Source organism: Streptomyces sp. NPDC029044, assembly GCF_040637495.1.
Classification (GTDB): Bacteria; Actinomycetota; Actinomycetes; order Streptomycetales; family Streptomycetaceae; genus Streptomyces.
The window spans coordinates 13,848-34,129 of record NZ_JBEZWN010000063.1; the positions used below are offsets into that span (position 1 = coordinate 13,848).

General features: G+C 71.4%; 13 protein-coding genes. 3 read left to right on the forward strand and 10 right to left on the reverse strand.

Annotation, left to right across the window (positions count from 1 at the left end; all coding sequences use genetic code 11):
* Nucleotides 1–180: 180 nt before the first annotated feature.
* The 6 genes from AB0E85_RS32790 to AB0E85_RS32815 all read right to left on the reverse strand — a co-directional run bounded on the left by AB0E85_RS32790 (nt 181) and on the right by AB0E85_RS32815 (nt 8,130).
* On the reverse strand, nt 181–1,179 hold the full coding sequence (locus AB0E85_RS32790) for a sporulation protein (protein ID WP_361934974.1): 999 nt from the start codon (nt 1,177–1,179) through the stop codon (nt 181–183).
* Nucleotides 1,180–1,388: 209 nt separating this feature from the next.
* Nucleotides 1,389–3,857, reverse strand: a complete 2,469-nt coding sequence (locus AB0E85_RS32795; RefSeq protein ID WP_361934977.1) for a CBM35 domain-containing protein — start codon at nt 3,855–3,857, stop codon at nt 1,389–1,391.
* An 88-nt stretch (nt 3,858–3,945) separates the two neighbouring features.
* Nucleotides 3,946–4,770, reverse strand: a complete 825-nt coding sequence (locus AB0E85_RS32800; protein WP_361934980.1) for a carbohydrate ABC transporter permease — start codon at nt 4,768–4,770, stop codon at nt 3,946–3,948.
* Nucleotides 4,767–5,690: a sugar ABC transporter permease gene (locus tag AB0E85_RS32805; protein WP_361934983.1), complete on the reverse strand. Its 924-nt coding sequence runs from the start codon at nt 5,688–5,690 to the stop codon at nt 4,767–4,769. Before AB0E85_RS32805 ends, AB0E85_RS32800 begins: the two co-directional genes overlap by 4 nt.
* Nucleotides 5,691–5,692: 2 nt before the next feature.
* A complete protein-coding gene (locus AB0E85_RS32810; protein ID WP_361934986.1) occupies nt 5,693–7,021 on the reverse strand; it encodes an extracellular solute-binding protein in 1,329 nt (442 codons plus the stop codon).
* Nucleotides 7,022–7,092: 71 nt separating this feature from the next.
* On the reverse strand, nt 7,093–8,130 hold the full coding sequence (locus AB0E85_RS32815; RefSeq protein WP_361934989.1) for a LacI family DNA-binding transcriptional regulator: 1,038 nt from the start codon (nt 8,128–8,130) through the stop codon (nt 7,093–7,095).
* Between the two features lie 133 nt (nt 8,131–8,263).
* On the opposite strand from AB0E85_RS32815, the gene AB0E85_RS32820 reads away from it, so the two are divergent.
* A complete protein-coding gene (locus AB0E85_RS32820) occupies nt 8,264–10,369 on the forward strand; it encodes an alpha-galactosidase (protein WP_361935020.1) in 2,106 nt (701 codons plus the stop codon).
* An 11-nt stretch (nt 10,370–10,380) separates the two neighbouring features.
* Here the strand turns inward: AB0E85_RS32820 and AB0E85_RS32825 are convergent, their stop codons facing one another.
* The 3 genes from AB0E85_RS32825 to AB0E85_RS32835 form a co-directional block, all read right to left on the reverse strand.
* Nucleotides 10,381–11,478 (reverse strand): acyltransferase family protein, encoded by a 1,098-nt coding sequence (locus AB0E85_RS32825; RefSeq protein ID WP_361935023.1) that lies wholly within the window; start codon nt 11,476–11,478, stop codon nt 10,381–10,383.
* Nucleotides 11,479–11,705: 227 nt separating this feature from the next.
* Nucleotides 11,706–13,343, reverse strand: a complete 1,638-nt coding sequence (locus AB0E85_RS32830; protein WP_361934992.1) for a cellulase family glycosylhydrolase — start codon at nt 13,341–13,343, stop codon at nt 11,706–11,708.
* A gap of 200 nt (nt 13,344–13,543) precedes the next feature.
* Nucleotides 13,544–14,644, reverse strand: coding sequence for a GDSL-type esterase/lipase family protein (locus AB0E85_RS32835; protein ID WP_361934995.1), 1,101 nt, complete (start codon nt 14,642–14,644; stop codon nt 13,544–13,546).
* Between the two features lie 343 nt (nt 14,645–14,987).
* Between AB0E85_RS32835 and efeU the strand changes: the two genes are divergently transcribed.
* Together efeU and efeB are read left to right on the forward strand one after the other, a co-directional pair.
* Entirely contained in the window at nt 14,988–17,132 is a 2,145-nt protein-coding gene (efeU, locus tag AB0E85_RS32840; RefSeq protein WP_361934998.1) for an iron uptake transporter permease EfeU, read from the forward strand.
* 49 nt (nt 17,133–17,181) lie between these two features.
* The gene (efeB, locus tag AB0E85_RS32845) at nt 17,182–18,456 is read left to right on the forward strand and encodes an iron uptake transporter deferrochelatase/peroxidase subunit (protein WP_361935001.1); all 1,275 of its coding nucleotides are present in this window, start codon (nt 17,182–17,184) and stop codon (nt 18,454–18,456) included.
* Nucleotides 18,457–18,785: 329 nt separating this feature from the next.
* Here efeB and AB0E85_RS32850 read toward each other — a convergent pair whose 3' ends face one another.
* A complete protein-coding gene (locus tag AB0E85_RS32850) occupies nt 18,786–20,282 on the reverse strand; it encodes a tripartite tricarboxylate transporter permease (RefSeq protein ID WP_361935004.1) in 1,497 nt (498 codons plus the stop codon).

Here is a 20,282-nt window from a genome sequence, read left to right on the forward strand (position 1 = left end):
CAAGCCCCAGCGGTGCCGCACCCGGCAGATGACGGCAGGTCTCACCTCGGTGGCCGCCGAGGCGTGGTGCGCCGTCAGGGGCGCGGGGAACTGCGCGACAAGCCCCAGCGGTGCCGCACTCGGCGGATGGCGGGAAGTCCCACCTCGGAAGCCGCCGAACGTGCCCTGTCCGTCCCGGCCTCAGCCCTCCTCATCCTCCCCGTCGCCCTCGAAGAAGTCCCCGACCTCGTCGACGACTTCGCCCGCGACCATGCCGCCGACGACCCCGACGGCGAGTCCCGCGGCACCCGCGGCGACGGCCGTGCCCATGCCCGGGCCCGAGCGGTGGCCGTCCCGGTGCTGCCCGTCGTGCCCGTGCCCGTGCCCGTACCCGGCCGGGACGAACGGGGCGGGGGAGCCGTAGGAGGCGCGGTGCTCGACCAGTTGCCGGATCCAGCCGTCGACGATCGAGGGCCAGTCCTGCTGCCGCACGCCGTCGTGGGAGACGGTGAACCGGGTGATGGCGTCCTGGCCCGGCGACAGGAAGCCGCCCCGCTTGTCTGCTTCCAGTACCACCTCCATGCCGCCCGGGTTCGCCAGGAACGTCAGCTCGATCTCGTTGACCTGCTGCGCGTACTGCGGTGAGGGCAGGAGCTCGATCTCCTGGTAGAACGGCAGCCGCTGGCCCGAGCCGCCGATACGCCCGTACTCCAGGTCGGCCGAACGGAATCCGAACCCGAGCCCGCCGAGGGCTTCGAGCACGGCCTCCTGCACGGGCAGCGGCGAGACGTCCAGCCGGTCCAGGTCGCCCTTGTCCTTCGCACCCGCCACCGACAGCTCGGTGCGCACTCCGAGGACCACGCCCAGACTCTGCCCGTGCAGTTCGGTGACCGGCGTCTCCCACGGCACGATGACGCTGAACGGCACGCTGCGCCGCTCGCCCTCCGCGAGCCGGAAGCCGCCGCCGACGGTGAACCGGTCGAAGGCCACGACGCCCTCGTTCTCACCGCCCTCGTGCTCCGCCTCGACCCGCGCCACGAGCTCCAGGGTGATGTGCTCGATCTCGAAGTCGGCCTTGCCGCCCACGAGATGGACCTGCCCGCTGAGCGTGCCGCCGGGCCGGACGGAAGCGGGGTCGAGAACCGTGTCGACCGTGGGGCCGCCGACACCGAGTGCGCCGAGCAGTCGTTTGAACACCATGGTGGCGTCCACTCCTTCATGTGCGTGTGCTGACTTCTACAAGCATGTAGAAGCATAGGGGGTGTGAGCCGAGGGGGTCGCCCCCGCGCGTCCCGCGTGGCGGGGATTGGCCGAAAAAGGATCACCCCCGACGCGACAGTGCCGCAGCCCGCCTCCACGGCGGACTGCGGCACCAGGGCCCGCTGACCTGGTGTCAGCAGTCGCGTCGCTCAGCCCACGACCCGGCCCAGTTCGATCCGGTCGATGTTCGGCGCCCAGGCGGTGGCGTTGCCGAACGTCACCTTGTTCGCGCCCTTCGCCAGATCGACCGGGACGCCGACCGTCCAGTAGTCGTCCCAGCTCCAGGTGTTCTTGAAGGTGACCTTCCGCGGTGCGGCGTCCCCGACCCTGATGTCCGCCGTACGGGACATGATGTCCGTGTTGTAGGCATGGCCGTTGTCCCGGCGGTCGTTGTGGGCGTAGTGGACGACCAGCATGTAGCGGCCGGACCTCGGCGCGGTCACCGTGAACTCGGCGGTGCTGGAGGGGCTGTTGCCCAGCCACCCGATGGAGGAGCCGGCGGACGCGTGCGGGCTGTCGACGAGCTTCGCGCCACCCGCGAGCGTGGCCGACGCCCCCTCGTAGGAGAGCGTGCCGGACGCCGAGCCGTCGCCGGAGACGTCGAGGGAGCGGACTGCGGCGTGGACCGACGTCATGGCGACCCGGTTGTTGCCCGCGACGAGGTACAGCCGCAGCGGGCGGCCGGGCGCCGCCGTGACCTTCTCACCGTGCACGGCGATCCGCACCACCGCCGAGGTGCGCGGGGTCACCGTGTAGTAGCCGTCACGGGGCGCGTACACGTCGAAGACGGCCTTGTCGCCGGAGCGCAGCACCAGGGCACCCGTGCCCACACCGGCCGAGGACGAGTAGTCGTACGACGGCTTGCCGCCGATGTCCGCCAGGGTGGCCTCGTACGACGCGGAGGCCGCGCCGGTGTCGCCCGTCAGGTCGATCCGGTCGAGCGTGACCTCGGCGTCGCCCTTGGCAAGCACCAACTGGTGCTTTCCTGAAGTCAGTTGGACGCGAAGGTCCTTCCTGGCGCGGTAGGTCCAGTTCTCGGTGGAGGGGTAGGTGACCGTCACCGGCTCGGTGCCGTCGACGCTCAGCTTCTGCGTGGCGGGGCCGCCGGACTGGTTGCCGTACAGGATCGCGAGCTCGTACGCGCCGTCCTTCGGCACGTCCACGGTGAACGCGACCTTGCTGCCCGGCTGGTTGAGGGAGCCGACGTCCTTGGTGCCGGAGGCGGCGTAGCCGTTGGCGTTGCTCACCGTGCCCTGGGTGTAGACCTTGCCGTCGGTGACGGCGGCTTCCTCGGCCTCGTACGACGCCGACCACGGCACGGAGGCGGCGGCCGGGGTGCCCGAGCCACCGGGGGTGAGGACGATCCGGTACGCCGACATCTTGTGCAGGCCGCGCAGCGGGACCGTCGCCGAACCGTCGTCCGCGACCTTCACCTTGGTGCGGGCCAGGACCCGCGGAGCCGCGTGCTGCCCCTCGTATCCGGACCAGGCGGCCTCGGCGACCGTCGCGGTGACCGTACGGCCGAAGACCGAGCGGGGGACGTTCTGCACGACCACGTCCGAGTCGCCGTCCGCACCGCCGAGCAGCACCTGGGCCTGGCGGCGGGTGGAGTCCAGGGAGGCGAGCCCCTGGAGGGTGTCGACGGTGTTCGGCTGCGGCGGCGTCACCTTCACGGTGTTCCCGGTCAGGCCCGCATACCAGCGGAACAGCCACCAGCCGCCGTTGGGGATGTTGGAGCGCACCACATGGCCGCTGAGATTGCCGGCGGCGTCCCAGTACGCCATGTTGGCGAACACCTTGTTGCGCTCGAACATCGACACCCACTGCACGAGCTGTCCGGGCACGGACAGGTCGCGGCGGTTGGCGTACTCGTCGATGTTGATCTTCAGGGGGGCGATGCCCGCCTCGCGCTCCAGCCGGCGGTAGTCGTCGTAATGCGCCTGGAAGTCGCGCAGGGAGCCGGAGCCGAGCTCGTGCCAGGTCATCACCTGGGGAACGACGTTCTCCCGCTTGGTGAAGGCGAGGAAGTCCTTCAACAGGCGCGTGTGATAGGCGGCTTCGTTGGGTCCGGCGATGCGCGCGTCCGGGTCGATCGCGCGGATCCGCTGGTACACCGTCTTCCAGTCCTTGAAGAACCGGTCGCGGTTCTTCTCGTACTGGGCCTGGTCCTTCACGTCGAGCTTGTACCAGATCTGGTCGGGCTCGTTGAACGGGATGTAGACGAAGCGGTCGCTGTTCGGGTCGGCCGATATCTCCTTGACGATCTTGTCGACCTTGGGGAGGTAGTCGTCGATGCCGAGGTCCTCGTACGGCCACTTGGCGTAGATGTCCTGCATCATCACGTTGATCTCGCCGCCGCCGGTGCGGAAGAACGACTTCGAGACGGTGAGCGCGTCGCCGTTGGGGTGCTGGGCGCCGCCCTCCGGCTTCTGCGAGATGCTGGTGATCTTCAGCGGTTCCATCACCGCGTCGCTGGGCACGCCTTCGTCACTGAGCCCGTAGAGGGAGCCGTTGGCGCCGAGCATCACCGGGCCCTCGGAGGCGTCGAGGTCGACGGTGAGGCGCTGCGGATCGGCCGCGGCTGTCGCGGGACCGGCCGCGGGAAGGGTGGCTGCCATGGCGGCTGCTCCAAGTAGTGCTGTGATCAGGGCGGTTCGGGTACGGGATCTCGTGCGGGTGGGGGTGATCACGCTGCTGGACCTCCAGTCACTTGACGGCTCCACTGGTGATTCCGGACACGATCTTTCGCTGGCCGACGAGGAACACGGCGACCATGGGCAGGCTCATCACCACGACGTACGCGAAGACGAGGTGCCAGTTGTTGAGGTAGAGCTGGGCGCCGGCGACCTGGTAGAGGTTGAGCGGCAGGGTCGCCCGGTCTCCGCCGCCGAGGACGAAGAACGCGTAGAAGACGTCGCTCCAGGCGTAGAGCATCACCATGATCGTCGCCGTGGCGATGACCGGCCGGAGCAGCGGCAGGACGATCCGCCAGAAGATCCGCGACGGTGTCGCCCCGTCCATCCGGGCCGCCTCCTCCAGTTCCATGGGGATGGCGCGGATGAAGCCCGTCATGAAGAAGATCGACGTCGACAGGTACATGCCGGTGTAGACGGCGATCATGCCGGGCCGGGTGCCGGCCAGGCCCAGTTGGCGCAGCTCCATCACGATGGTGATGACGGCGGGCGGCAGCAGCAGCCCGCTGATGCACAGCGCGTACGCCGCCGACACCAGCTTCGACTTCCGGCGCGCGAACACCCAGGCGGCGCCCGCGCCCAGAACCAGCACCAGGATCACGGAAGGCACCACGACCAGCAGGGAGTTGAGGAAGCCGCGCAGCATCTCGCCCTCGGCGAGGGCGTCCGCGTAGTTGGCGGCGGGCTGCCAGTGCCGGGGCAGGTCCAGGTTCGGGTCGATCGCCTCCGCCTGCGGCTTGGCCGAGGTGACGGCGACCAGCCACAGCGGCACGCCCACGGCCAGCCCCGCCAGCAGCAGGACCAGGGCGGGACGGCCGTAGCGCCACACCGGGGTCACAGCATCTGCTCCCTTCGCCGGAGCCCCACGACCAGTGGGATCGCCACGGCCACCACGACCAGGAAGAGCACCAGACTCATCGCGGAGGCCTGGGCGTACAGCCCCTGCCCGAAGATCCGGAACATGTAGATGTTGAAGACCTCGGTGGCGGCCGCGGGCCCGCCGCCGGTCGTGGCCTGCACGATGTCGAAGGTGTTCATCGAACCGATCAGCGCCGTGGTGACGTTGAAGGTGACGGCCGGCGCGAGCATCGGCCAGCGCACCGACCAGAACGTCCGCCATGGTCCGGCACCGTCGATCCGGGCGGCTTCGAGCATGTCGCCCGGGATGCCCTTCAGTCCCGCGAGATAGATCAGCATGGCCAGGCCCATCCACTTCCAGCCGTGGATCAGCGTGACGATCACCAGCGTCCAGGTGGTCGAGCCCAGCCACGGGATGTCCGTGTCCAGCACGGAGTTGACGGCTCCGTCCTGGTCGAGGAGCGCCTGGAAGACGTACCCGGTCGCGAGGGCCGAGATCAGCACCGGCAGGAAGAAGACCGCCCGGAAGAACCGGTTGAAGCGGCTGTCGTCCTCCAGCAGCAGCGCCAGCATCAGCCCGAAGCCGTTCTGGAACAGCGCCGCCAGCAGCGCGTACACCAGCGTCGTGCGGATCGCGCGCAGCAGCGAACCGTCCTCGGCGATGGTCCGGAAGTTGTCCAGACCCGTGAAGGCGATGTCCGCGTGGTACGACGACCAGTCGGTGAACGGGTAGTAGAAGTTGAGCAGGTTGGGCACCAGGAAGAACCCCGCGAAGACGGCGAGCGCGGGGAGCGCGAACCACCAGGGGTGGTGCACCGCGGCGCGCGGGATCCGCCCCGCGCCCCTGGGCGTGCCGGCTGCCGATGGCTGCTTGCGTGTCCGTACGACCGTGTCCGCCATCGTCAGAACCCGGGTGCGCCCTGGGCCTTGGCCACCTGCGCGAACTGGTCCTGGATCGCCTGCGCGACCTGCTGCGGACTCTTCTTGCCGAAGATCATGTCGGCCAGGTACAGGTGGGTGTCGGGCGCGACGATGGCCTTGGCCTGGAACACGCCGATGGCCTTCGGCAGGGCCGCGACCTGCGCCTTGGACGTCTCGGGCAGCCCGCCGGGGGTGGGCACGGACGGCTGCACGGACGGGATCTTCATCGCCTTGATGTAGTCCGGGTAGTCCGGACCGAGCCAGAAGGCGAGGAACTGCCGGGCCGCGTCCTGCCGCTTCTCGTCACCCGTCTTGAAGGCGACGACCCCGTTGGTCTGGTCGGGGGAGTACAGGCCGGTCGCCGAGGAGTTGGCGACCGGGAACCAGCCGATCCTCTTGTCGATCTCCGCGGTGGAGTACTTGGCCTGCAACTGGCTCTGGAAGGAGGTGACGTTGAGGACCATGCCGGCCTCGCCCTTCCACAGGGCGTCGGCCTGCCCGGTGAACGTGCCCGTGCGGTAGTTCTTCTGGGCGAGCCCGGCGCCGAGCAGCTTGTCCTTGTACTTCTTGATCGCGCCGACCACGACCGGGTCGGTCCACTTCTTCTTGCCGGCGTTCAGGTCCGCCCACCACTGCCGGTCCAGGTCGGTGAGCTGGACCTGCATCTGCCACTGGAGCGGCCACTTGTCGCCGCCGGCCTCGTAGAAGGCGGCCGCGTCGGTCTTGTCGGCGACCTTGTGGCCGAGGGCGAGCAACTCGTCGTAGGAGCGGGGGAAGTCCTTCTCGGCGATGCCCGCCTGCCGGAAGACGTCCTTGTTGTAGTAGACGCCGAGCATGGCCGGGCTGGTGACGATCGCCGCGTAGCGCCTGCCGTCGATGACACCGAGGGACTTCTCCGTCTCGCCGAGCCGGGAGACCCAGGGTTCGCCGTCGAGCGTGAGCAGGTTCTGCTGCGGCTGGATGAACGGCAGGGTTGAGATGGACGGTTGCCAGAACATCAGGTCGGGGCGGTCGCCGGAGGCCAGTTTCGTCGGCACGTTCTGCTCGTAGAGGTCCGGGATGGCCTGGGTGTCCACCTGGGCTCCGGTGGCCTTCTCGAAGGCGTCTATGACCTGCTTCGGCGCGTTGACCGTGTTCTGCGCGGTCCACATGGTCAGCTTCACGCCGTCCAGCCGTGCGGTCGGGTTCACCGCCGTCCGCCCGGCGTCGTCCGAACCGGCGTCGTCCCCGGCCGTGGGGTCACTGCACGCGGTGGCGGCCAGTCCCGCGGCACATATCAGTGCCAGGGCGGGGAGAACTCTTCTGTTCATCTCGTGCCTTTCCGAGCGGGCGGTTCGGTTCAGGGAGCGGGACTCACAACTGCGGAGCTCACAGGGGACGTTCAGGTGCCGGAGGGCGGCGGGCCCGAGCTCTCGCGCACCACCAGTTCCGGCACGGACACGGGATGCGGGGCGACCGGCGCGGACTCCTCCAGCGCACCGTGCAGCAGGGCGAACGCGGCCCGGCCGAGGCCGGTGAAGTCCAGACGCACGGTCGTCAGGGACGGGGTGAGGAAGGCCGAGTGCGGGGCGTCGTCGAACCCGGCCACGCTCACCTCGCCCGGCACCGCGCGACCCGTCTCGTGCAGGGCGCGGAGCACGCCGAGCGCGAGGTCGTCGTTGCCGCACAGGATCGCGGTGACGGACGGGTCCCTGGCCAGCTTCAGCGCCGCCGCGTGGCCGCCCGCAGGTCCCCAACTGCTCTGGACCGGGCGGGGTTCCGGGGCGCCCGCCTCCTTCAGTGCCTGCCGCCAGCCGCTGGTGCGGGCGCTGGTGCGGCGGGTGCTGGAGGGGATGGCGACGTAGTGCACGGTCTCGTGGCCGAGGGAGAGCAGATGCCGGGTCGCCTGGTAGGCGGCCTCACGGTCGTCGGTCCACACCCACGGGCTCTCGCCGCCGGGCGGGCTCGCCGGGGTCTCCACCACGCCCACCACCGGCAGCCCGTCGGGCACCGCTCCGAGCGCCCGCACACCGGCCGGATCGTAGGCGATCACGACGATCCCGCCGCCCGCGTCCGCCGCCCGTTGCACTTCGGCGGCGACGGCCGCGTCCTCGGCGGATTCCAGCACCCCGATCCCGACGGCGTAGGACGCGGCCCGGGCCGACTCCTCGATGCCCTGGAGGATCGAGGCGTAGCCGTAGTGGGTGGTGTTCGCGGTGAGCACGGTCACCGTGCGGGTGCGCCCGCTGGCCAGGGCGAGGGCGGTGGCGTTGCGCCGGAAGCCCAGCTCCTCGATGGCGGCCAGCACCCGCTCGCGGGTGGCCGGCCGGACGCTGGGATGGCCGTTGATGACCCGGGAGACCGTCTGGTACGAGACCCCGGCGGCCGTGGCGACGTCTCTGATGCTCGCCGGGCGCCTTGTGTGACCGGTCACATTCATGCGAGGATTGTGACCGGTCACACTTGGGTCGTCAAGAGACCGCAACGAGGGATTCACGCGGACCTCCGCTCCCCGGCAACGGGGCGGGGCCAGGAGGGGGAGCACCTTGACCGGCACGGCGGATGCGGCGCACATGGCCTCCAACCAGCGGCAGAACCAGTTCACTTGGGCGCATCAGAGCCTCGACGCCCGGTTCGCCGTAGCCACCGACGGAACCTTGCGGCTGGTCCGGCTGGCGCACCCCGGCGACGATCACCGCGCCGACCCGCACTCAGCCCTCCCGCTGGTGGAACTCACCGCCCTCGGCCACGGCAGCGGCTGGTCCGGCCCCCGCTTCACCGGCACGGCCTTCGGTACGCGGCTCGCCTACCGGAACCACCTGACCGGCAGCCGCGACGGCTGGGAGTGGCTCACCGCCGAACTCCACGACCCGGCAACCGGGTTGACTGCCTTCGTCGAACTCACCTCCCCCACCGGCCTGCCCGTCCTGCGCTCCCGGGTCCGGCTCCGCAACGACGGCCGTGCGCCCCTGGTCGTCCAGTCCGTCAGCAGCCTGCTGCTCGGCGGCCTGCCCGCCCCCGACGCCCTGGACGTGCACCGGGCCCGCAACGACTGGCTCGCCGAGTGCCGTTGGTACTCCGAGCCGCTGCGCGCGTCCGTCGCCGACATCAACACGGCCGCCCACGAGCACGACAGCCGGGCCGCCCTCGCCCTCACCGGGCGCGGCAGCTGGCCCACCGACGGCCATCTGGCCATGGGTGCGCTGACCGAGCGGGGCGGCGGCCGGGCCTGGGCGTGGCAGGTCGAGTCGCCGGCCGGCTGGCGCTGGGACCTCGGCGAACACGCGCACCGCACCTACCTGGCGCTCAACGGCCCCACGGACGCGGAGCACCAGTGGCGGATCCGCCTCGAACCGGGCGAGGAGTTCACCACCGTCCCCGGTGCCCTGGCCCTCGGCCCGGACCTCGACGCCGCGCTGGGCGCCCTCACCTCCTACCGCCGGGCGATCCGCCGCCCGCACCCGGACCACAGCGCCCTCCCCGTCGTCTTCAACGACTACATGAACACCCTCATGGGCGACCCGACCACGGCCAGACTGCTGCCGCTGATCGACGCCGCCGCCGACGCGGGCGCCGAGTACTTCTGCATCGACTCCGGCTGGTACGACGACGACACCCGGGGCTGGTGGGACAGCGTCGGCGCGTGGCAGCCCTCTCCGCGCCGCTTCCCCGACGGCGGCATCCGGTCCGTCCTGGACCGGATCCGGGAGCGCGGCATGGTGCCCGGGCTCTGGCTGGAGCCGGAGGTCGTCGGGGTGCGCAGCCCGGTCGCGGCCGAGCTGCCGTCCGAGGCGTTCTTCCAGCGCGACGGCGTACGCCTCACCGAGCAGGGCCGCCACCAGCTGGACCTGCGGCACCCGGCAGCCCGCGCCCACCTCGACAAGACCGTCGACCGGATCGCCGGCGACTGGGGCGTGGGCTACCTCAAGCTGGACTACAACATCGTCGTCGACCCCGGCACCCAGGCCCCCGGCGATCTCGCACCGGGAGCGGGTCTGCTCGGCCACGCCCAGGCCTACCTTGACTGGCTCGCCGGAGTCCTGGACCGCCACCCGGGCCTCGTCGTGGAGAACTGCGCCTCCGGCGGCATGCGCATGGACGGCGCCACCCTGGCCGTCGCCCAGCTCCAGTCCACCAGCGACCAGCAGGACCCCCTGAGCTACCCGCCCATCGCCGCATCGGCGCCGACCGTGGTCCCGCCCGAGCAGGGCGCCGTCTGGGCCTACCCCCAGCCCGAGTACGAAGACGACCTGATCACTTGGACCCTCGGCGGGGCCCTCCTCGGCCGCATCCACCTCTCCGGTCACCTGAACCGCATGTCGGACCACCAGCGGGCCCTGGTGCGGGACGCCGTGAACGTCTACAAGTCGATCCGCGGCGACCTCGCCCGGGCCCTGCCGTTCTGGCCGCTGGGCCTGCCCGGCTGGTCGGACGAGTGGCTGGCCCTGGGGCTGCGGGACCCCGGCGACGGCACGGCGTACCTGTCGGTCTGGCGGCGCGGCGGGCAGGGCGAAGTCCACCTCCCCGTCCGGCATCTGGCGGGCCGGGCCGCCCGGGCGGAGATCCTGCACCCGTCGTCACCGGACGCAGGCCGGGCCGTCTGGGACGGGAAGGGGCTGACGGTGTCCGTGCCGCGCACGCCCGGGGCGCTGCTGATCCGGCTCGTCCCGGAGTCGTGAGAGGGGGGCGCTCACGCCCGTACGGCGTTCCGCTCCCGTGCCTGGTCGCCCGCGTCCCGGCGGAACGCCCACGCCATGTCGGGTTCCATCACCCAGCGGAACACCCGCCGCACCGGTGGGGTGCACAGGACCGTCACGAGCGCCGCGGCGGCGACCGTCACGAGGATCTCGCCCAGGGGCCGGTGCACCCACGCGGGCTCGTACCAGCCCCAGAACTTGGACCCCTGTGCGACGAAGCCGTGCAGCAGGTAGCCGTAGAGCGTGCCCGCGCCCAGCGCCGTGAACCAGGTGCGGCGGCCGGGCACCCAGGCGAGGAAGCAGGCGACCAGCACCAGCGAGCAGCCGAAGGTCGCCAGCGTCATGACCGGCCCGTACCAGGAGGGAGCGGCGAGCTCCTCGGCGCTGTCGCGGTGGTAGAACCAGGCGCCGCTCATCCGCGGCACCGCCCAGTAGGCCACCGCGAGCGCGCCGGCGAAGACCGGCACCGCGACGATCCGTGCCGTACGGCGCCGCACCAGGCGGAAGTGCTCGGGCCGCAGCAGCAGGCCGAGGACGAAGTACGGCAGGAACTGCAGTGTGCGCTGGAGATCGAGGTCGTTGCCGATGGACGGTGAAAGGGTCGCCAGCATCGCGACCGCGAGGGCGATGGGCAGCGGCCACCGCACGCGCTGCCAGATCGGTGTGGTCAGCCGCCAGATGAACAGGGCGGCCAGGAACCAGGTCAGGTAGAGGGGGTCCAGCAGGCTGACCGGCCGGTCCGGCTCCTGGTCGGTCCACCGGGTGAACAAGGTGTACGCCGTCTCGAAGACGACGTACGGCACCGCGAGCCCGGTGACCAGGCGCCTGATCCGCCCCGGGCTCGCGTCGAAGGAGCGTGAGAAGTAGCCGGAGATGACGATGAACGCCGGCATGTGGAAGGCGTACACCACCATGTAGAGCGCGCCGGCCGCCCGGCTGCCGTCCCGCAGCGGCTCCCAGGCGTGCCCGATCGCCACCAGCACGATCGCCAGGTACTTGGCGTTGTCGAAGAACGCGTCCCGCCGGCCGGCCGGTTCCGGCACGGGCTGCGACGCTCTCCGTTCCGTCCCGCCGGTCGTGACCGCGCGCATGCGCAGGGTGTCCTCGCTCATCACGCCTCCCGCACGGGGTCCGGGGAACCCGGACGGGTGCCTGCGCGGGGTGCCGGGGGTGCGGCGGTGGGGTGCCGGTGCGACATCCCCGCCGCCTGACCACTGCGGAACGACGTAAACCGCTTTCCCGTGCGGTGTAGCGCGGATCACAGCAGCGGCGGCGCCGCCGGGCCGGAGCCCGGCGGCACCGTCGCGGGAGGGCGCGGTCAGCTCACGGAGCAGTCGGCGCCGTTGAGCGTGAAGGCCGTCGGGCTGGGGTTCGCGGCCGACCGGGTGGCCGTGAAGCCGAGCGTGACAGAGCCCGACGCGGGGATCGTCGCGGTGTACGAGGCGGCCGCGACACTCACCTCGGAACCGCTCTGGGTCGCCGTGCCACCCCACAGGTTGCTGATGCGCTGGCTGTCCGGGAAGGTCCAGCGCAGCGTCCAGCCGTTGATCGCCGATGTGCCGGTGTTGCGGAGGACGATCTCGCCCTGGAATCCGCCCGGCCAGCTGCCCGTAACCCGGTAGCCGACGCCGCAGTCCGACGGTGAGCCGCCGGGAGAGGTCGTGACCGTCACCGTGCCCGAGCGGGGCGAGCGGTTGCCGGCGGCGTCGCGGGCGTAGACGGCGAAGGTGTGGGAGGTGGCGGGGGACAGGCCGGTGAGGGTGGCGGTGGTGCGGGTGCTGCTGGTGACGGCCGTCTCGGTGCCGCCGCTGATCCGCACGACGTCATAGCCGGTGACGCCGGTCGCGTCGGAGGCGGCGGCCCAGGTCAGGGTGGCCGACGAGGAGGTCACCCCCGAGGCGGTCGGGGTGCCGGGAGCGGTCGGGGGAGTGGTGTCGCCGCCGTTGCCGGAGTAGATCGCGGCCTCCTTTGCGGTCGCGGCGATGCCGTTCGCGCCGTCGAAGAGACGCCGGCCCCAGCTGGTCAGCTGGTTCGGGTCGAAGTTCGTGACCATGTCCAGGTACTCGACCCCGCCGCCGTTGCCGCTCCAGGACCAGCCGAGGTAGCCGAGGCGGAGCTGCTGGGTGACGGCCAGGATGGTGTCCTCGTCGGGGTTGCCGTCGGAGTGATCGTGGCCGAACTCGCCGACGACGACGGGCAGTTTCGATGTGACGAAGCGGTTCAGGTAGTCGGTGATCTCGGCGGCGGTGTCGAAGACCCCGTACATGTGGATCGAGAAGACCGTGTTGGCGTCGGGGTCGGCGGCGAAGACCGAGGCGGCGTTGTCGCGCATCGTGAACGCCCAGTCCTGGCCCCAGTTGGGCGCGTCGACCATGATCGTGTGGTCGAACCCGGCGGTGCGGAGCTTCTGGATCGCGGCCTTGGTGTCGGCCGTCCACGCCGTGTAGCCGGTGTTGCCGTACGGCTCGTTGCCGATGTTGACGATGACGTAGTCCTCCTGGCCGGCCAGGGCGCTCTGCACGCTGATCCAGTAGTCGGCAGCGCGGGAGAGGGTGGTCGCTCCGCTCTGCTCGCCGTAGCCCGTGGTGTCGTGCACCTCCAGGACGCAGATCAGCCGGTTCTGCTTGCACTGGGAGACCACGTTCGTCACGTCGGCGACGTCGTTGCGGGTCCAGCGGTCACCGTTGGAGAGGACCACGCGAACGGTGTTGGCGCCCTTGGCCTTGATGTGGGCGAGGGAACTGATCCGGTCCGGATACCAGGTGTGGGCGTGGTTGACGCCCCGCATCACGAAGTCGTTCCCGCCGGCCTCCAGCAGCCGGCCGTTCTGCACCCGGAAGCCGGTGGGGGCGGCCTGGGCCGGCGGGGTGAGGACGAGGAAGGACAGGAAGAGGGCGAGCAGGGTGGCGGCCACCGTGGCCAGGCGTGCAGGGGCGGGGGTGGGGCGGAGTCTCATGACGGCTCCATGAGTGGGGGTCGGTCGGGGCACGTTGCCGGTCGCGCTGTCGTGCTGCCGTGCTGCGGTGCTGCGGTGCTGCCGTGCTGCCGTGCTGCCGTGCTGCGGTGCGGACGTGCGGCCGTGCTGCACGGGCCCTGCCGTCGGGCTCGGTGCGGAGAGGTCCGTCCACCGGGGGGGGGTCCGGCCCGGCGCGGCCGTTACGCGGCCGGTGTCGTCCCCGTGCAGGTGACGGCCGCCGCCGGGGGGCCGGCCGATGCCGGGGCGGTGGCGACGAAGCCGAAGGTGGCGCTCGCGCCGGGAGCGAGGGTGCCGTTCCACGCCGCGTTCCCTACGGTGGCCGTGCCGTCGGCGGCCGTGGTGAGGCTGCCGTTCCAGAGCTGGGTGAGACGCGCTCCGTGCGCCGGTACGACGGTCGCGGTCCAGCCGCGGACGGCGGAATCCGACGTGTTCGTCACCGTCACCTCGCCCTGGTACCCGCCCTGCCAGGAGGAGAGGGCCCGGAAACGCGCGGTGCAGGCCGCGGGGTCCTCGCCCGGGTCGCCCGGATCCGGCGGGACGCCGGCGTCGAGAACCGCCGACAGGGCCGGGAACCAGCGGGCGGCGATCTTGTCGTCGCCGGAGGCGTTGGGGTGCACGCCGTCGTAGGTGTCGGCGGCCGTGCTGAAGCCGGTCCACTGGTCGACGACGGTGACGGGGGAGCGGGCGGTGCCGGTCGCCCGGGCCCAGCCGGGAATCAGCGCGTTGAAGTCGACGACCCGCTGCGCACAGCCGGCGCAGCTGCTCGGGTTCATGGGGATGAGCTGTGCGACGAGGATCCGCATGTCCGGGTCGGAGGCCCTCATCTGCCCCACGAGCTTGGTGTAGGCGGCGAGGATGCGGTCGGGAGCGATGCTGCTCCACACGTCGTTCGTGCCGAAGTGCATGACAACGATGTCCGGACGGGTGGAGGCAAGCCTGCCGGGCAGCAGGTTCTGGTCCGCCACGCTGGTGACCAGTTCGCCGCCGTGCCCCTCGTTGTCCCCGTCGTGCGCCTGTCCGCAGCCCTGCGGGGGGAGGGTGCCGACGAAGTCGATGTTCCGGTAACCGCTGTTGACCAGCCGGTTCCACAGCACGGCCCGCCAGCAGCCCGGCGAGCCGGTGATCGAATCGCCGAGCGGCATGACGCGTACGGGGTCCGCCCTGGGCGCGCTCAGGGCGCCCGGCGCGTACGTCATGCCGAGGGGGAGAAGCAGGGCGGCCAGGAGACTGAGCACGGACACGATGCGCAAGTGCGGGGACGAGTGGGGGGTTCTGTGCATGGTGGTCCCTTCCCTTGAGAGGTGGGAGCGCTCCCACCTCATCAAGCCATTGTTGTCATTGACGCGTCAAGAGGTGTGGCGTTCGCGGGGGGGGGGGGGCCGGGAGATCCGAAGGGAGGGAGAGTCCGGCGGCGGCGGTGCCGGCCGGGTCGCGGTCCTGGGGCCCATCCAGCAGCAGCGCCCCGCCCGTCGGCCGGAAACCGCCAGGACTTTTGCCGGGTCATGAGGCATTCGTGACCGGATGCCCAGAGAGCCGAGTCCATGATGGTCGGCGTCGGTAAGGCATGCCTTGGCTAACCCGCTCGTGCGGGGCCGGGCGTTGGGGCCGGGAGGGCTGCGGTACATGTGGGACGACGCGTTTCCGAGCTTTCTGATCGGGCTGCGGGAAGGACTGGAGGCCGGGCTCATCGTCTCCGTGCTGGTCGCCACCCTCGTGCGGGCCGGGGCCAGGTCGCGGCTGCCGCAGGTGTGGACCGGGGTGCTGGCGGCGATCGCGCTGTCGATGAGTTTCGGCGCGGTGCTGACCTTCACCGCGGCTTCCCTGTCCACCAGCGCGCAGGAGGCCTTCGGGGGAGCCCTGAGTGTCGTCGCGGTCGCCTTCGTCACCGCGATGGTGTTCTGGATGCGGCGGTCCGCCCGCCATCTCGCGGGCGAGATCAAGGAGAAGGTCACCGAGGCCCTGACCATGGGCGCCGGTGTCCTGGTCCTCACCTCCTTCCTGGCGGTGGGGCGCGAGGGCCTGGAGACCGCGCTGTTCCTGTGGACGACGGCCCGCGCGGCGAACGAGTCGGCCGGGCCCCTGACCGGCGCCGGCCTCGGTCTCGTCCTGGCCGCGGCCTTGTGCTGGGGGCTGTACCGGCGGGTCCTGCGCATCAACCTCACCCGCTTCTTCACCGCCACGGGCGTGGTGCTCATCGTCATCGCGGCCGGCGTGCTCGGCTACGGGCTGCGCGACCTCCAGGAGGGCGCGGTCCTGCCCGGCGGGACGGCCTACGCCTTCGACTTGAGCGGCAGCGTCGACGCCGGAGCCTGGTACAGCACCTTGCTCCAAGGCGTTCTCAATCTGACTCCGGCGATGACCTGGCTCCAAGTGACCGGGTACGTCGGGTATCTGGCCTTGGTGATGACGCTGTTCGTGCGGGGAGTACGGGAGCAGTCGGGTGCGGGCGCCTCAGTCGGTGCCGGCCGGCGTAAGGGCACCGGTGTCGATGGGGCGGTCGCGGGCGCGAAGCGTGTGGCTGCCTCATCGGCCGCCTCGCCGGTTGCCCCATCGACCGCCCCGCCCCCCGCCACCGAGCCGCCCTCCACGCTCACCACCGCGCCCGCCCGCCGCCGCCCCGCCTGGCTGATCCCCGTCGCCGTGGTCGCAGTCCCGGCCCTCCTGGCCGGCCTCGTCGTAGCCCTGGCGCACCCCAAGCCCGCCGCCGGCGAGACCGTCGCCGTCTCCGAAACGGACTGCGGGCAGGGCTTCACCGCACCCGAGCCCGGGCGGCAGGACTTCCTGATGCACAACACCGGGAACCAGACCTCCGAGGTGTATCTGATCGACCCCTCATCGAACGCGGTCTACGGCGAGATCGAAGGGCTGGCCCCCGGCACCACCCGGGACCTGATCGCCACCGTGGCCGGCGGAACGTACGCGTGGCGCTGTGTGCCGGCCGACGGAAAGGCCGTCACCTCGAAGGCGGTCCGGGTCGGCGGCGCCGCCGGAGCCCACGCCGTCGTCCCCGTCTCCGAGCGGGATCTCGCCGCACCGCTCACGGCGTACCGGGCCTACGTGGACCGGGGGTTGGCGACCCTCGTCACCCAGACCCGGAAGCTCAGTGACGACATCCGCGCCGGGCGCCTGGACACCGCCCGCACCGACTGGCTGACGGCCCACCGCACCTACGCCTCCCTCGGCGCCGCCTACGGCACCTTCGAGGACTTCGACCAGAAGATCGACGGGCGCCCCGACGGTCTGCCGGGCGGCGTGCACGACAAGGACTTCACCGGCTTCCTCCGCATCGAGTACGGGCTGTGGCACGGTGAGCCGGCGACCGGACTGAGGGGTGTGGCACAGCAGTTGGCCGAGGACAGTGCCGGACTGCGCAAGGCCTTCCCGCACCAGGACTTCGATCCCTCCGACCTGCCCCTGCGCGCCCACGAGATCCTGGAGAACACCCTCCAGTTCGAACTGACCGGCGACACCGACCAGGGCAGCGGCACGGGACTGGCCACCGCCGACGCCAATCTCGCCGGCACCCGCGAACTGCTGGCCGTACTCAAGCCGTTGCTCACCACGCGCGCCCCCCGTCTGCTGCCCACCGTCGACGCGGACATCGCACGACTGCAGAAGCTGCTCGACTCCGCACGCCACGGGGCTCGCTGGACCCCCGTCGACCGGCTCGACCGTGCGGCGAAGGCGCGGCTCGACGGGGCCACGGGGCAGCTCCTCGAAGACCTCTCGCCGGTGCCGGACCTGCTCGAAGTCAGGAAGTCCGCATGAGCGCCGGACGAGGGAACCACACCGCAGAAAACTCCGAAGGGAACCCCTGATGCCGTCCGCCGACACGCCGCCGCCGGGCTGCCCCGCCCACGCCGGCCGCCGCTCCTTCGTGAAGACGGCCCTGGGCGCCGGGGCGGCCGGGGCCGTCCTGGCCGGGGGCGGAATCGCAGTCGCCGGGAGCGGCGGCGCGCAAGCCCGTGCGGCCGAGCAGCAGAGCGCCGCCCCGGTGGCCTTCCACGGCACCCACCAGGCCGGGATCCTCACCCCCGCGCAGGCCGCCGCGGCGTTCGTCTCCTTCGACGTCATCGCCGACGGCCGCAAGGACCTGGCCGAGTTGCTGCGGACGCTCACCGAACGGGCCCGCTTCCTCACCTCCGGAGGCACGCCCGAGGACCTCGGCGTCGGTGCCCCGCCCTCGGACAACGGCATCCTCGGACCGGTCGTCCCGGCCGACGCGCTCACCGTCACCGTGGGGGTCGGCGCCTCCCTGTTCGACGACCGGTTCGGACTGGCCCGGGCCAAGCCGCGCCGGCTCACGCCCATGCGTACCTTCCCCAACGACAACCTGAACCCCGCCGAGTGCCACGGCGACCTGTCCCTGCAGATCTGCGCGGCCCGCCAGGACACCGTGCTGCACGCACTGCGCGACATCGCCAAGCACACCCGGGGCGCGCTGCAGATCCGGTGGCGCGTCGACGGGTTCCAGAACGTGCCCCGGCCCAGCGGCACCCAGCGCAACCTGCTGGGCTTCAAGGACGGCATCGTCAACCCGGACGTCGACTCGGCCCGCGAGATGGACCACCTGGTGTGGGTCGGCGAGGGACAGGGCGAGCCGTCGTGGGCGGCCGGCGGCAGCTACCAGGTCGTCCGGATCATCCGGATGCTCGTGGAGTTCTGGGACCGGGTCTCGCTGTCCGAGCAGGAGCTGATGTTCGGCCGGCGCAAGGACACCGGCGCCCCGCTCGACGGTGCCGAGGAGACCGACAGCCCGAACTACGCCAAGGACCCGCACGGCACGGCGATCCCGCTCGACGCGCACATCCGGCTCGCCAACCCGCGCACCACGAAGACCGAGAACTCCCGGATCCTGCGCCGGGGGTACAACTACGACCGGGGGGTCGACAACGTCGGCAACCTCGACATGGGGCTGGTCTTCTGCTGCTACCAGCAGGACGTGCACCGGCAGTTCGAGGCCACGCAGACCCGGCTGATCGACGAGCCCCTCGTCGACTACATCTCCCCGACCGGCGGCGGCTACTTCTTCGCCCTGCCCGGCGTGCGGGACTCCTCCGACTGGCTCGGCAGAGGGATGCTCTCGGCCTGACGGGCCAGGCCCGGCCCGAAGTCCCTTCCCCGGCCGGCTGCTGCACTCCACCGCGGCCGACGGGATCGTACGGCTGGTCAACCACGGCAGCGACCGCCTGCCGCCCCCGCCGGAGACCCGGCAGCGACCGCCTGCCGCCCCCGCCGGGATCCGGTGGGGAACGGCGATCCGGGGGCACTCGGCGACCGAACGACGAACAGCGACCGACCGCGACCGAACGGCGACCCGCACGCGCGAGGTTCAGGAACGCGCGTACGGGTCGCCGTGTCCGGTGCGGTGGAGATCCGCCTCCCGGACGGCACCCGGGACCGGGCGCCGCGATGACCGGGTCAGGCCGCCTCGGCGCGGCCCCGCGTCACCGCCTTCCTGAGCAGCGGCCACACCAGCAGCAGCACGATCACCGCGTACACGGTCACCGCGAACGGCGTGTTGACCAGTCCCGTCACACTACCGTCGCTGATCTGCAGGGCGCGCCGCAGTTGCTGCTCGGCGTTCGGGCCGAGGATCACGCCGATCACGGCGGGCAGCACCGGCAGGCCGTAGCGGCGCATCCCGAAGCCGATCAGGCCGATGATCAGCAGGATCACCAGGTCGATCACCTCGCCGCCGGCCGCGTACGCGCCGACCGCCGCGAAGAACATGATCCCGGCGTACAGGTAGGGCCGGGGGATGCGCAGCAGCTTCGCCCACACCGGCGCCAGCGGCAGGTTCAGCGCGAGCAGCAGCACCATGCCGACGAACAGCGAGGCGATCAGACCCCACACCAGGTCGGGTTCGCGCTCGAAGAGGAGCGGGCCGGGCTGGATGCCGTACTGCTGGAACGCCGCCAGCATCACGGCCGCGACCGCAGTGGTCGGCAGGCCCAGGGTCAGCATCGACACCAGCGTGCCCGCCGCCGAGGCCGACGCCGCCGACTCCGGACCCGCGACGCCCTCGATGGCACCCTTGCCCCACTCGTCCTTGTGCTTCGACAGGCGCTTCTCCGTCACGTACGACAGGAAGGTCGGGATCTCCGCGCCGCCGGCCGGGATCGCGCCGAACGGGAACCCGATGAACGGACCGCGCAGCCACGACTTCCAGGTCCGGTTCACGTCGTCACGCCCCAGCCACGGACGCCCCACAGGGATCGGCTCCGGCGGTCTGCGCCGCAGGTGCGCCGCCACCCACAGGGCCTCGCCGATCGCGAAGAGACCGACCGCGACGATCACCACGTCGATGCCGTCGGCCAGTTGGAGCGAGCCGAACGTCAGGCGCTGCTGGCCGGTCATCTGGTCCAGGCCCACCAGGCCCAGAGTGAGGCCGATCAGCAGGGAGGCGAGGCCTCGGATACGGGACGAGCCGAGCACCGAGGTCACCGCGATGAACGCCAGCACCATGATGGCGAAGTAGTCCGGCGCGCCGATGTCCACGGCGAGTTTCGCGACCGTCGGCGCGAGCGCCACCAGCAGCAGCGTGCCGATCAGGCCGCCCGCGAAGTGCCCGACGGCGGCCGCCGCCAGGGCCTGGGCGCCGCGTCCGGACTTGGCCATGGGGTTGCCCTCCATGGCCGCCACCACCGCCGCGCTCTCACCGGGCGTGTTGAGCAGGATGGAGGTGGTCGAGCCGCCGAACATCGCGCCGTAGTAGATGCCGGCGAACATGATGAACGCGCCGATCGGGTCGAGCCCGTACGTCACCGGCAGCAGCAGGGCGACCGCCATCGCCGGGCCGATGCCCGGCAGCACGCCGATCGCCGTGCCGAGCAGCACACCGATCACGGCCCACAGGAGGTTGACCGGCGTGAGGGCCGTACCGAAGCCGTCCAGAAGGGAGTTGAAGGCATCCAT